This is a genomic window from Pseudomonas mucidolens, assembly GCF_900106045.1.
GTDB lineage: Bacteria > Pseudomonadota > Gammaproteobacteria > Pseudomonadales > Pseudomonadaceae > Aquipseudomonas > Aquipseudomonas mucidolens.
Window position 1 is genome coordinate 1,800,194 of record NZ_LT629802.1, and the last position, 12,618, is coordinate 1,812,811.

Sequence of the window (12,618 nt, forward strand, 5' to 3'; positions counted from 1 at the left end):
CGAGCAAGCTTGCTTCTACAGTGCGTGTAATGTCAGAAAATATAGTCCGTGGTCAAAAAGCTCGAGGCCCGATCGCGAATGATATCGCTGATCAAGTCTTTGTTATGCGCCTGGAACTTGGTGGCCACCAGCGTGCGGATCGAAAATACCCGCAGCGCATCATGCACCGACAACGTGCCTTCGGCCGAGTTCTTGCGCCCGTTGAACGGGAACGTGTCCGGCCCGCGCTGGCATTGGGCGTTGATATTGATCCGGCCGACCTGATTGGCGAAGGTGTCCACCAGCTTGCCGACTTGCGCGGGATCGGTGCCGAAGATACTCAACTGCTGACCGAAGTCCGATTCCAGGACGTAGTCGATCACCGTCTCCAGTTCGCGGTAGGGCACGATAGGTACCACCGGGCCGAACTGCTCTTCATGGTAGACGCGCATTTGCGGGTTCACTGGGTACAGCACCGCCGGGTAGAAAAACGAACCGCGACTGACCCCGCCGTTGCGGTTCACCACATGGGCGCCGTGGGTTTCGGCGTCAGCCACCAGGGCATGCAGGTAGTCGACCTTGCCGGGCTCCGGCAAGGGGGTCAGGGACACGCCATCTTCCCAGGGCATGCCGGGTTTGAGTGTCGCCAGCTTGTGGTTGAATTTTTCGATAAAACTGTCGACTACGGCCTCATGCACGAAAAGGATTTTCAACGCCGTGCAGCGCTGGCCGTTGAACGACAGGGCACCGGTAACCGCCTCATTGACCGCGTTGTCCAGGTCAACTTCGGGCAACACAATTCCCGGATTCTTCGCATCCAGTCCCAGGGTGGCGCGCAACCGGTGAGGACGCGGGTGCAGCTTTTTCAAGTCGCTGGCGGCCTTGTTGGTGCCGATAAACGCAAAGATATCGATCTTGCCGCTGGCCATCAGCGCGCTGACGGTTTCGCGCCCGCTGCCATAAATCACGTTGATCACCCCGGCCGGGAAGCTGTCGCGAAATGCCTCCAGCAACGGACGGATCAACAGCACGCCGAGCTTGGCCGGCTTGAAGACCACGGTGTTGCCCATGATCAGCGCCGGAATCAGCGTGGTGAAGGTTTCATTCAGCGGATAGTTGTAAGGGCCCATGCACAACGCCACGCCCAGCGGCACGCGGCGGATTTGCCCGAGGGTGTCCTGCTCCAGTTCGAAGCGGCTGGAGCGGCGGTCCAGCTCCTTGAGGGCGTTGATGGTGTCGGTGATGTAATCGCAGGTGCGGTCGAACTCTTTCTGCGAATCCTGGAGGTTTTTGCCGATTTCCCACATCAGCAATTTCACCACGGCGTCGCGTTGCTCGCGCATGCGCCGCAAAAAAGCTTCGACGTGCTGGATACGTTCAACCACGCGCAAGGTTGGCCAAGTGCCCTGGCCACGGTCATAGGCACGGACCGCGGCGTCGAGGGCGGTCAAGGCGGTTTCGGCATTCAGCAGCGGGGTGCTGCCGATGATCACCGGCGCATCGCCATCGGGCCCACTCACTTGCACCGGGCTGCGCACCTGGGCCAAGGGGCCATCCCACGTGCGTAACTGGCCGTCCACCAAATAGTCACGTTGTTCGATCGGGGCCGGGAGCCGGAATTGCTCGGGAATCTCATTGGCGCCGGGAAACAGATTGGCAAGCAAGTGATCGGTGGTCATGTCGCTACCCCTGGAGTGGTTGCACAGCGTGGCTTAGAGATTCCCCTATCTGAAGGCTCTGTTGCAAGGCTTACGCGTTATCCCCTACGCACAGCGGCGTGCGCCGGGTAAACTGGCGGGCTTACTTGAAGGAGTTCACATGAGTCAGTACCAGCCGGGCATTCTTGCCGCACCGGTGCCTTTGCAGGCACGCCATCTGTTTTTTGCCGTCGAGTCGATTGAAGCCGTACCCGCGGCACTCGATGCATTGTTGCAGTTGGTCGACTCGGCCGTGGTGGTAGGGCTCGGCGAGCCACTGGTCAATGCGCTTGGCACGCAGATCGAGGGGCTACGCAGCTTCCCGCACATCAGCGGTCCAGGCGCTGACAACCCATCGACTCAGCACGCGCTGTGGTGCTGGCTGCATGGCGAGGACCGGGGTGAGTTGCTGCTACGCAGCCGAGTCTTTGAAAAAACCTTGGCGCCGGCGTTTCGCCTGGTGCAGATGACCGAAGGTTTCCGCTACAAGAGCGGTTTCGACCTGACCGACTACGAAGACGGCACCGAAAACCCCCATGACGATGCGGCCGTCGAAGCCGCGGTAAGTGCAAGCGGTGCCAGTTTTGCCGCGATCCAGCAATGGCAACATGACCTGGATGGGTTCGCCGCGTTGCCGGCCGAGGAGCGCGACCATATCATCGGTCGTCGCCATGGCGACAACGAAGAACTGGACTCCGCTCCGGAGTCCGCGCACGTCAAGCGTACCGCCCAGGAAAGCTTCAGCCCCGAAGCGTTTGTCGTACGCCGCTCCATGCCGTGGGCGGAAAATGGTCAGGCGGGGTTGATGTTCCTCGCGTTCGGGCATTCCTTCGATGCCTTTGAGGCTCAACTGCGGCGCATGAGTGGCCTGGAAGACGGCATTGTCGATGGCCTGTACCGTATCAGCACGCCGCTGACGGGCGGCTATTATTGGTGCCCGCCGCTCCGGGACGGGCGCCTGGACTTGAGTGCCGTGCTGGCAGCTTGAATCCGTGCGCAGTGCCAACGCCGCGATGAGCCCACGGACTCATTCGCGGCTGTCCGCCCCGCCGAGTCTCAAGGGTTTTTCAGCGCTTGCAGCCACGCCGGGTCCAGGCGTGACTGCTCGAGTTTGATCCCCAGTGCTTGCATCCTTGTCTGGTGCTCATCCATTTCCCGTACCAGTTGCGCCTGGGCGCTGGAGTTGGCATCCAACTCATGCATTTGCGTCAGGCCCAAATGATAGAAGCGCAGCAGCTTCATCGCCGCCGGGTCGTTGGCCTGAACCTGTTCCTTGACCTGGTGCATGACATTGGTCACGCGCATCAGGTTGCGCTTGAGCTGCCAGCCGTACACCGCCGGCGCCAGCCAGGCCTGGGACCAGAAAGGGCCGCGCACCAGCATCACGGTCAGTACCACGCCGGCCAGCACACCCGCGACGTTGAAGCGAAAATTATCGCCGCCGGGTTCGCCAAACAGCATCACCGCCAAGCTTGATAGCAGCATTGTCAGGGCGACGAATATCACCGCGACGATCAGCGTGCTGCGCCGGGTCTGCTGGCGATAGGTTTGCGGGTCGCAAGGTTTGATCTCGAACATCCGGGTAGCAGTCTCCATGAAAGAAGTAGGGGCATTGAGCGACGCGGCATCTTCTCATGCTTTGCAGCCGTAGTGACAAAGTCGATCAAGACGCCCGCCCGGCATTCAGTTTGAACGATGGTCGCCACGGTTTTCTCTAAGTCCTGTATGCACCGCAATTCAAGTGAGGTGGACCATGACCCGGTATCAGCAGCAACCCGGCCCCGAAAACCCCGACGAACCGATCATGCCGGGCGAGGTGGAGCGTGATAACGACGCCAACCGCCCGAACGATCCGGTCAGGCGTGAGCAAGAAGAAGAGCAGGTGGAAGAGCATCTGGAACACCTGCACGATGAAGCCCGTGCGCTTTGAAGCGACGAGTACAGGAGGTTATTGTGACTGAGCATTCTAAAAAGCCTGATGGTCCGCATTCGTCGGAACATGCCACTGATCGTGATGAATTGGATTTCGACCCGGACTCGCCGGATCTGGCCGACCCGCAAGTCGATCCGATAGGCCCGGCGATTGCGCCGCTGGATAAAGAAAACAAGGAAAAGCCTGCCAGGCAGCCGGCCTATGATCCTTTAGGTGATTTGAAACCTTGATGGAAATATCCCGCAGGGCACTTGAAACAAGCGCCCTGCAGGCTTCACTCACTCGCCAAATCGCTTAGGCGCAACCCAGGTTACATCGGTGATGCCGTATTTTTCCGCCCATGGCCGCGTGGTTTTCTTGGTGCGTTCATGGCCGGGCCGGCCAATACGGCCAACATGGGCAACTCCTGCATCGCAGCTGGCCCAGTGCCAGGCTTCAGCGTTATTCATCACCTCCGCGCGCACCACGAAGGATTTCACTTCTCCATGAAGCCGGTAGTGGATGGTGTAGATCGTTGCGGTACTCATATCGACTCCCTGTGTTGATATGGAATGGATTCAATATGGTTCAGAAAGGTTCAGAAAGTTTGCCGCGAAAGCACAGAGGCGGTTGACGCAGATCACAATTGGTAACATACGTGGTTCTGAGTATTAGTATTTCTTTTGCCCCGCGCCAAGGACCGAGCCATGCCCGAGGATACGCCACGTTTGACCCACAGCCGTCTGTATCTGGAACGCTTGGGTTATGCCACGCCGCCGCCGCCGACCCTGCAAACCCTGGCGCAACTGCAGTTGCGTCATGTCAGCAGCTTCGCCTTTGAAACCCTCTCGAGTCTGCTGCGCGCGCCGGTGCACATCGATTTGCCCAGCGTTGAGCAAAAGGTCTTGTTGGACGGACGCGGTGGTTATTGCTACGAATTGAACCAGATGTTCCTGGCGTTGCTGCAGATGTTGGGCTTTGAGGCGCGCGGCATCACTGGCCGGGTGGTGATGGGCGGTCCTCCCGATGCGCTCACGCCGCGCACCCATCGCCTCAGCCTGGTGACACTGGACGGTGTGCGCTACATCACTGACGTTGGCTTTGGTGGAATGGTGCCCACCAGTCCGTTACAGGTGGACACCGAGGTGCCGCAGGCCACGCCGCATGAACGCTATCGCCTGACCGCGAAGGAGGGCAGCTACACCTTATGGGCCGAGGTTGGCGGAGAATGGCGTGGGCTTTATGTGTTCGATCTGCAGGCGCAGTCGCATTTCGATTACGAAATCGGCAACTGGTACGTCTGCACCCATCCCCAATCACCGTTTCTCGGGCAACTGAAAGTCGCGCTGATCGGCCCGGGCCTGCGCCGTACGTTAAACAACGGCCATTACGCCGTGCATTACCTGGACCGGGACAGTGAAAAGCGCTCCATCCACGAGGTGGATGAGTTACTCGCGCTGCTGGAAAATAGCTTCGGGCTGCGCTTGCCCATGGACCCACAATTGCGGCCCAGGCTGATGGAGATTCTGGCTGCTCCTGCCGTTTTATAAATCTAGACCCTTGACTTAGAGCCTTGCCTACAACGACTTCAAGCTTGAAGCCGGCAGCGAAAGCGACAAGGAGCACATGCTTGAAGCCGGCCTGTTCTATAACGTTGGCAACAAGCTCACGGCTGAGTCCGGGTTTATCTATCAGGCCGGGGTCGAGGCCAAATTTGGCAAGGACGTGCTGATCGCACACTCATTTGGAGGTTGGCATGCGCACCATTGATCTGGCGGGCACCCCGGTTCCTGTCATCGGCCAGGGCACCTGGCGCATGGGGGAAAACCCCGGGCAGCGCAGCGCGGAGGTCGCGGCACTGCAACTGGGCATCGACGAAGGCATGAGCTTGATCGACACGGCACAAATGTACGGCGAGGGCGGTGCTGAAGAAGTGGTCGGAGAGGCGATACTCGGGCGACGGGAGCGGGTGTTTCTGGTCAGCAAAATTTATCCGCATAACGCCAGCCATCAAGGTGTTCCCCGGGCGTGCGAGGCCAGTCTTCGGCGCCTGGGCACCGATTATATCGACCTGTATCTCCTGCATTGGCGTGGGCAATACCCCCTCGAAGAAACTGTGGAAGCGTTCGAGCGTCTGCGTGAAGCCGGCAAGATCGGTCGCTGGGGCGTGTCCAATTTCGATGTGGCGGATCTTCAGGAACTGGCGTCACCGGCCTGCGCGACCAATCAGGTGCTGTACAACATCCAGGAGCGAGGTATTGAATTCGACCTGTTGCCGTGGCGGCAACACCATAACCTGCCGTTGATGGCTTACTGCCCGATTGCTCAGGGCGGTGATTTGCTGTCCAGTCCGACCCTCAGGCAAATTGCCCTCCGTCACGCTGTGACACCGGCTCAGGTTTGCCTGGCCTGGGTGTTGCGCCAGCCGGGTGTCATCGCCATTCCCAAGGCGGTAACGCCTGAGCACGTTAGGCTTAACGCCGCCGCCGCCAAACTTGTTCTCGATGCACATGATCTGGACGCCATTGATCGAGTGTTCGGCGCGCCAAAACGCAAGCATCCGCTGGCGATGGTTTGACGCCAGTCAGTCAGCGAGTCCGTGGAGTTGGCAGTACGCCTCCCAGCTCAGGCCTGCCATCTGGGCGACTTCCTTGTGGACTTCAAGGCGTCGCGCCTCGAAGTCCTCGGGAGAGCGGGCAACCAGTTGCAAGGTCAGTTCCCAGGCAAACAACCCGAGGCTTTCGGCTTCCGCTTCAAAGGCTTCATGCAGGCGCTCGGCGCGGTACTGCGCCATGGATTCTTTCTTGGCTTGTGCCGCCAACGGGTTCAGCGTATCCAGTTCGGCACGCAACTGTGGGCGCTGCTCGAGGAAAATATCCAGGGCGAGCTGGTGGTTTTCGCCAGGTTCAGACAAGGCCGTACTCCAGGATGAAACGGTGATCAAGCTTCAGCGCGAAGTTTGGCGCGAACGGTTTTTGCGCCTGGCGCGCTTGCGCAACAGGTTTGAAACCCGGTTTTGCAGCGGATCAAGCAGGAAAAAAAACAGGTAAGCGGTGAGCACCAGAGTCAAATCAATCCAGGTCTTGTTGATGGGACCCTCCACTGACTCGATTGCAGCCTTGACCAGAAACAGTACCGCCACCCCACACAGCCACAGCATTGCGGTTAAAAGCAAAGGACGTGCGCGATTGGCGCGATTTGAAAGCCTGCCTTGCATGTTCAATAGATATCCTTGGATTGCCCGACTCGAGTCATTTCGATGCCGGCCTGTCAGTGTGTAAGCCTATGACCTGACTGGATTATGACGGGTTCATAAAAACCGCCAGGATCGATCTGAAACCTGGACGGCATGTTTGTAATATTTGGCAAGATTACACCAAGATTTGTGCCATTACTGGCGCTACCGATCAAGATAGATGAAGAAACCCTGCGCACTCGCCAGTGATGTGAGTAAATCCCTTCCCCTTCCGGTGCCATGACGTGTAGCGTTGACCAGCGGTCAAGCACAATGGCGTATGCCTTGTTTTCGCGAGTATTCGCAAGCCCTGAACACCCTACGGCTGAGGGAAAAGCCATGGCGCAAACGCTGTTCAAACTGTTCTTCATCCAGCGTTTGGCGGCGCTGGCGAGTGCTGAGTCGCTACGGGCTATCCGCGAGGGGTTGTTGTGGATTTTGCCGTGTCTGCTGGTGTCGGCCGGGTTCCTGATCCTTTCCGAGTGCGCCAGGATGCTCGGGGGGGATCCGCAGGCCGTGGCGCTTCTGGCGGGGTTGCACGGCGAAATCAGTTCAGTGGTTCCGTTGCTGGTCGCGGCGTCGATCGGCTATATGCTGGCGATCCAGCACCGACTGCCGCAGTTGCCCGTGGCGTTTCTGTGCCTGGCGCATGTGGTCATCGCACTCTTTGTGCTACGGGACTACCCCCGTGCATCGGCGACCTTTGTGTTGTTTATCGCGATCACATCGCCACTGCTCGTCGTACCCGCGATTGCCTGGTTGCACCGACAACGCTGGACGCGACTGATCAATGAAGACCTGGCGGTACATAACCTGAAGGGCACGATCAACATGGTCGTGCCGGGGGCAATCACGGCCTTGCTGCTGGTGGCGGTGTTGTCATTACTGTTGCAGATTCCCCACGTGACGCAACTTCAGGGACCTGTCGTGCTCGACGCGCTGGAGACGCCCTTTGGCAGCGGGATGTTTGTCACGGCGATCAATTCGCTGTTGTGGTTTTTTGGCATTCATGGCGTGTACGCGATCCAGCCGCTGTTCGATGTGCTGGATCACGCCGTAAGCCTCAATAGCGCAGCCCTGGCGGCGGGCGAGCCGATCAAATACATCCTGAACAACGGCCTGCTGGGGTGTTTCGCGTTTATTGGCGGCGCCGGCAGTTCGCTGTGTCTATTGCTGGCGATCCTGCTGGTGTCCAAAAGCCAGTCGATGCGTTTGCTGGCGATGGCGAGCTTGCCGTTGTCGTTATTCAACGTCAGTGAGGTGCTGTTATTCGGCTTGCCGATCATCCTCAATCCACGGCTGTTCATACCCTTCTTGTTGGTCCCGGTATGCAACTCGCTGCTGGCCTTGATTGTGGTGCAGTCAGGTTGGGTTTCGCCGGCCGTGGTCAGCGTGCCGTTTACCGCGCCGGTCCTGCTCAATGCCTATTTGAGCACCCACGGCGATTGGGCCGCGGTGGTATTGCAACTGGTCCTGTTGGGCGTAGGCATGCTGATTTATATCCCCTACGTTCGGGCCATCCATCGGCAAGCCACGGAGGGCGGTACGGTGTACCTCAAGTCTTTCGACATGACCTTTCGCGGCCTGGAAGAGAAGGGGCGTCTGCTGGAGCTGGACCCGGTACTGACTTCCTATAAGGTCCTGGCTCGTCAGGCCAACGCACTGAGCCGGATCCAGCAGATCAGCGACTATGAGTTTTACCTCGAGTTTCAGCCTCAAGTGTCCATCTTGACCGGCTTGTGTACGGGGTGCGAAGCATTGATGCGCGCCCGTGACAGCGAAGGCACGGTGCACTCGCCATGGGAGTTCCTGCAGTGGCTGGCCCAGGCCAGGTTGATGCCGGATGTCGACGTATGGGTGGCGTCCCAGGCGGTACGTCAGTACCAGAAGTGGCAAAAGGTCGGTTTTTCGTTGCCGATGACCATCAACATTTCCAGCGCTACCCTGACCACGCCGGCCTATGGCGAGCGGCTGGTCGAGATTCTGTCCCAGGCCCATGGCCAGGTATCAGTGGAAATCACCGAAGATGCGTTGGTGGGGGACATTCATGTCACGCGGCAGATGATCGAAAAGCTGCAAGGCATCGGTGCCAAGGTCTATATCGATGACTTTGGCACAGGGTTTTCGGCGCTGAGCTACTTGCACCAGTTTCCGGTGGACTTCATCAAGATCGATCGCAGTTTTGTGGTGGCCCAGCATGACCCCAAGGGCGCGCAGGTGCTGACCGGGATGCTGCGATTTTGTGAGGCACTCAACCTCGGCGTCGTGGTGGAAGGTGTCGAGACCGCCGAACAACTGGCCTTTTTGCAATCGGAAACGGAATTGATTATCCAGGGATGGTATTTCAGCAAGGCCTTGCCGGGACATGCACTGGAAGACTTTGTCCGTGAACGTGCGCATAAGGTCGCGCAAGGCATTGGGGGGTAGCGTGATTGCGTCCCCCCCCCGTTGGGCATTACCCGGCAAGACCATTGTTGCGTTCGATCTCCTCGACCAACGCGTCAATGCCCTCCAGACGTGCCCGGTTGTCATGATCCCAGGGATGAAACCCCGGCTTGAAATAATCTAACCAAGGCAGCGCCATGCGCGGGAAGACCCCCTTGGGCCCGTAAAGAAATTTCAGCATTCGCCAGAACCCCTTGAGATGCCCTCCCGCGCGTCGATCCGCGAACAGCAGGCGCAGGTGAAAATCAAACACCACCAACCAGAACAATACCGTGGTGAACAGCATGGTTCCCGTACGTAGCAAATAGCGCTTGGGACCTGGTTTGATCACGCTGTTCCAGACATCGAAGGCCACGGCTTTATGTTCGGTTTCTTCAAGGGCGTGCCAGTACCACATTTGCTGATAGCGCTTGATCGAGTCACCGAAGCGTGACGGGTCGCTGAGCAATATTTCCGCGAGCATCGCCGTGTAATGCTCCAGGGCAATAGTCACTGCGAGGTTGAAGGACGCAGGAAAATGCTTTTTTTGCAGGTCGAGGATCGTTTTCAGTCGACGGTCCAGCGTGTGGGCTGGTAGTCCGGCGGCTTGCAGCAGGTCGTTGTAGGCGACATGTTCCCGACTGTGCATGGCTTCCTGGCCAATGAAACCCTGGACGTGTTTCTTCAGCTCGGGATCTTTGATGGACGTGCGGTAATGGCGCACGCTGTCCATGAAGAACAGTTCGCCCTGTGGGAATAGCAGCGACAAGGCATTGAAAAAATGCGTGATAAACGGCCCTTGCTCATGCCAGTCCTTGATGCGGTCGGCGGGCAGGGTGAAACGCAGGTCACGGCGAATGGGCAGCATCGGGCTACTCCTGTTCAGAGACGTTGTTCATCGGTGGTTTCCAAAACCGGCGCCTTGGGTCTTTTTGGCGCCATGCGTTTGCTGGCAAACACCACCAGCGCTTGATAAGCGGCCGGCATACAGCGCGCGAGCAGGTCCAGGGCGTAGGCATCACGGCCGATCAGCACGCGACGTTGGTTCTTGCGCACGCCTTGCAGAATCACCTTGGCCGCCTGATCGGCATCGGTGATAAAGAGTTTTTCGAAATCGGCCCGGGCCTGTTGCTCGCTATGGATCAGAAAACCGGTCATGTTCGCGTCGATCCGGCTGCTGCGACAGATGTCCGTGCGAATTCCGCCGGGATGAACGCAGGTGGCCGAGACGCCACAGCGTTGCAGGTCCAGTTCTTGACGCAGGGATTCGGTAAAACCGCGCACGGCGAATTTGGTGGCGTTGTAGCCGCTCATGCCGGGCTGGGCAAACAGGCCGAATACGCTGGACGTGTTAATCACATGCCCGTCGCCGCTGGCCTTGAGATAAGGCAGGAATGCTTTGGTGCCGTGGACCACCCCCCAAAAGTTGATGCCGACGATCCACTCCAGGTCGGCGTAGTCCATGCCTTCCACCGTACTCGACAATGCCACCCCGGCATTGTTGAAGATCAGGTTGACCTGGCCGTGCTCGGCCGCGCAAGCGGCGGCCCAATCCTCCATTGCCTGGCGGTCGGAGACATCCAGGGAACAGCAGGTGATACGCACCGGGACCAGGGTCGAGTGCTCGACCAGTTGCACCGTCTGTTCCAGGCCCAAGGTGTTTTTATCCGCCAGCGCCAGGTGGCAACCTTCGCGTGCCAGGGCCAATGCCAAGGCGCGACCCATGCCCGAGGCCGCGCCGGTAATAGCCGCCACGCGGCCGTTGAATGACTTCATGACAGGCTGCCTTCTGTGGTGATGTGGGGCGCAGTGACCAGGTGTGGCGTCGGGTCGAGCGTGGTCGGCGTGATCAGGTAGTCCTTGAGGGCGAAGTGACGTGTGACCTGCTTGAAACGCCAGGTCGACCCCGGCCACAAGGTGGTGTTCTTGCCGGTGCGTGGGTCCAGGTACCAGCTCTGGCAGCCACCGGTGGACCAGATGGTGCGCTTGAGCTTGTCCTGCAACTGCTCGTTGTAGGCGTTTTCCACCGCTGGCTTGACGTCCACGCTGTTGATCCGGTGTCGGTGCATCTGTTGCAGGGCCTTGAGGATGTAGGTGACTTGTGCCTCGATCATCAGAATCATCGAGTTGTGGCCCAGCCCGGTATTCGGACCGACGATCAGGAACAGGTTCGGATAGCCCGGCACCGTCGTGCCCAGGTAGGCGTGGGCACCGTCGCGCCAGATGTCCATGAGGTCCACGCCGTCGCGGCCAATGATGCAGCCACGGGGCAGGGGATCGGTGGCCTGGAAACCGGTACCGAAGATGAGGCAATCGGCAGGGTGCTTGATGCCATCGGTGGTGATCACGCCGTCCGCTTCAATGCGCAATACGCTGTCCGTGACTACCTGTACGTTGCTGCGGGACAGCGCCGGGTAGTAGTCGTTGGAGATCAATACACGCTTGCAGCCGATGGTGTAGTCGGGGGTCAGGACTTTGCGCAGGGAAGGCCGGGTCACTTGTTTGTGCAGGTGGCGCAGGGCGATTTTCTGCACCATCTTCATCAGCCGCGGATGCAGGGCAAAGCCCACCACGCGACCTTCCAGGGCCCAGTAGAAAGCGCTGCGCACCATGCGTTGGGTGAATGGCAGGTGCTTGAAGGCCCAACGCTCGGAGCGTGAAATCGGCCGGTCCGGCTTGGGCATGATCCATGGCGGGGTGCGCTGGAAGACATCCAGGTGCGCCACCTGCGGGGCGATCTGCGGCACGAATTGAATCGCGCTGGCGCCGGTGCCGATCACCGCTACGCGCTTGCCTTTCAATGAATAGCCATGATCCCACTGTTGGGAATGGAAGCGCTTGCCCTGGAAAGTCTCAAGTCCGGGAATTGCCGGCAGCGCCGGGCGCGAGAGGCCACCCATGCCTGAGACCAACACCCGCGCGCTGATCTGGCGGCCATGAGTGAAACTCAACTGCCAGCGCTGGGATTGTTCATCGAACACCGCGCGCTCGAGTCCCATGCCGTAGTGCAGGTACGGCGCCAGTTCGTAGCGCTCGGCGCAGTCCTCCAGGTAGGCGCGAATTTCGGCCTGTGGCGCAAATTGCCGGGTCCAGTGCGGGTTGGGAGCGAAGGAAAATGAATACACATGGGACTGCACATCGCAGGCGCAACCAGGGTAGTGATTGTCGCGCCAGGTGCCGCCCAGTGAGTCCGCCTGTTCGGCGATAAAGAAGTCATCCAGCCCGGCTTCCTTGAGTTTGATCGCCATGCACAGACCGGCGAAACCGGAACCGATGATGGCGATATCGACTGAATCAATCATGCGCCTTACGGGTTGTGACATCGGATGTGCTCCTGTTTTTGTTTTGGCTTTTAGATAAGACACCATTGC

15 protein-coding genes are annotated in these 12,618 nt (G+C 59.1%); 7 read left to right on the forward strand and 8 right to left on the reverse strand.

The window, feature by feature from the left end; genetic code table 11:
- Positions 1-32: 32 nt before the first annotated feature.
- Positions 33-1,658, reverse strand: a complete 1,626-nt coding sequence (locus BLU75_RS08670) for an NADP-dependent glyceraldehyde-3-phosphate dehydrogenase (RefSeq protein ID WP_084380253.1) — start codon at positions 1,656-1,658, stop codon at positions 33-35.
- Between the two features lie 139 nt (positions 1,659-1,797).
- On the opposite strand from BLU75_RS08670, the gene BLU75_RS08675 reads away from it, so the two are divergent.
- On the forward strand, positions 1,798-2,664 hold the full coding sequence (locus tag BLU75_RS08675) for a Dyp-type peroxidase (RefSeq protein WP_084380251.1): 867 nt from the start codon (positions 1,798-1,800) through the stop codon (positions 2,662-2,664).
- 68 nt (positions 2,665-2,732) lie between these two features.
- Here the strand turns inward: BLU75_RS08675 and BLU75_RS08680 are convergent, their stop codons facing one another.
- Positions 2,733-3,254 carry a DUF3087 domain-containing protein gene (locus BLU75_RS08680; protein ID WP_084380249.1) on the reverse strand — a complete coding sequence of 174 codons (522 nt, stop codon included), beginning with the start codon at positions 3,252-3,254 and terminating at the stop codon, positions 2,733-2,735.
- A gap of 175 nt (positions 3,255-3,429) precedes the next feature.
- Between BLU75_RS08680 and BLU75_RS27445 the strand changes: the two genes are divergently transcribed.
- Both BLU75_RS27445 and BLU75_RS08685 read left to right on the forward strand, forming a co-directional pair.
- Positions 3,430-3,606: a hypothetical protein gene (locus BLU75_RS27445; protein ID WP_165447451.1), complete on the forward strand. Its 177-nt coding sequence runs from the start codon at positions 3,430-3,432 to the stop codon at positions 3,604-3,606.
- Between the two features lie 23 nt (positions 3,607-3,629).
- Positions 3,630-3,839, forward strand: coding sequence for a DUF6021 family protein (locus BLU75_RS08685; RefSeq protein ID WP_084380247.1), 210 nt, complete (start codon positions 3,630-3,632; stop codon positions 3,837-3,839).
- A 48-nt stretch (positions 3,840-3,887) separates the two neighbouring features.
- On the opposite strand, the gene BLU75_RS08690 is transcribed toward BLU75_RS08685, so the two are convergent.
- Positions 3,888-4,136 (reverse strand): DUF6555 family protein, encoded by a 249-nt coding sequence (locus BLU75_RS08690; protein ID WP_084380245.1) that lies wholly within the window; start codon positions 4,134-4,136, stop codon positions 3,888-3,890.
- A 159-nt stretch (positions 4,137-4,295) separates the two neighbouring features.
- Between BLU75_RS08690 and BLU75_RS08695 the strand changes: the two genes are divergently transcribed.
- From BLU75_RS08695 to BLU75_RS08700, 3 genes are all read left to right on the forward strand, one after another.
- Positions 4,296-5,138: an arylamine N-acetyltransferase family protein gene (locus BLU75_RS08695; RefSeq protein WP_084380243.1), complete on the forward strand. Its 843-nt coding sequence runs from the start codon at positions 4,296-4,298 to the stop codon at positions 5,136-5,138.
- 76 nt (positions 5,139-5,214) lie between these two features.
- On the forward strand, positions 5,215-5,358 hold the full coding sequence (locus BLU75_RS27210; RefSeq protein ID WP_157720758.1) for a hypothetical protein: 144 nt from the start codon (positions 5,215-5,217) through the stop codon (positions 5,356-5,358).
- The gene (locus BLU75_RS08700) at positions 5,345-6,166 is read left to right on the forward strand and encodes an aldo/keto reductase (protein ID WP_084380241.1); all 822 of its coding nucleotides are present in this window, start codon (positions 5,345-5,347) and stop codon (positions 6,164-6,166) included. The genes BLU75_RS27210 and BLU75_RS08700 overlap by 14 nt, the downstream gene beginning before the upstream one ends.
- A 6-nt stretch (positions 6,167-6,172) precedes the next feature.
- Here the strand turns inward: BLU75_RS08700 and BLU75_RS08705 are convergent, their stop codons facing one another.
- Both BLU75_RS08705 and BLU75_RS08710 read right to left on the reverse strand, forming a co-directional pair.
- Complete coding sequence (locus BLU75_RS08705) at positions 6,173-6,502, reverse strand: DUF6388 family protein (protein WP_084380239.1); 330 nt, start codon at positions 6,500-6,502, stop codon at positions 6,173-6,175.
- Positions 6,503-6,535: 33 nt separating this feature from the next.
- Complete coding sequence (locus BLU75_RS08710; protein ID WP_231982629.1) at positions 6,536-6,763, reverse strand: hypothetical protein; 228 nt, start codon at positions 6,761-6,763, stop codon at positions 6,536-6,538.
- Positions 6,764-7,162: 399 nt separating this feature from the next.
- Here BLU75_RS08710 and BLU75_RS08715 point away from each other — a divergent pair, with 399 nt between their 5' ends.
- Positions 7,163-9,250, forward strand: a complete 2,088-nt coding sequence (locus BLU75_RS08715) for an EAL domain-containing protein (protein ID WP_084380235.1) — start codon at positions 7,163-7,165, stop codon at positions 9,248-9,250.
- A gap of 28 nt (positions 9,251-9,278) precedes the next feature.
- Here the strand turns inward: BLU75_RS08715 and BLU75_RS08720 are convergent, their stop codons facing one another.
- The 3 genes from BLU75_RS08720 to BLU75_RS08730 are packed head-to-tail and all read right to left on the reverse strand — an operon-like array spanning position 9,279 to position 12,549.
- On the reverse strand, positions 9,279-10,115 hold the full coding sequence (locus BLU75_RS08720) for a metal-dependent hydrolase (RefSeq protein ID WP_084380233.1): 837 nt from the start codon (positions 10,113-10,115) through the stop codon (positions 9,279-9,281).
- A gap of 14 nt (positions 10,116-10,129) precedes the next feature.
- Positions 10,130-11,023: an SDR family NAD(P)-dependent oxidoreductase gene (locus tag BLU75_RS08725; protein ID WP_084380231.1), complete on the reverse strand. Its 894-nt coding sequence runs from the start codon at positions 11,021-11,023 to the stop codon at positions 10,130-10,132.
- Positions 11,020-12,549 (reverse strand): flavin-containing monooxygenase, encoded by a 1,530-nt coding sequence (locus BLU75_RS08730; RefSeq protein WP_084380229.1) that lies wholly within the window; start codon positions 12,547-12,549, stop codon positions 11,020-11,022. Before BLU75_RS08730 ends, BLU75_RS08725 begins: the two co-directional genes overlap by 4 nt.
- Positions 12,550-12,618: the final 69 nt, after the last annotated feature.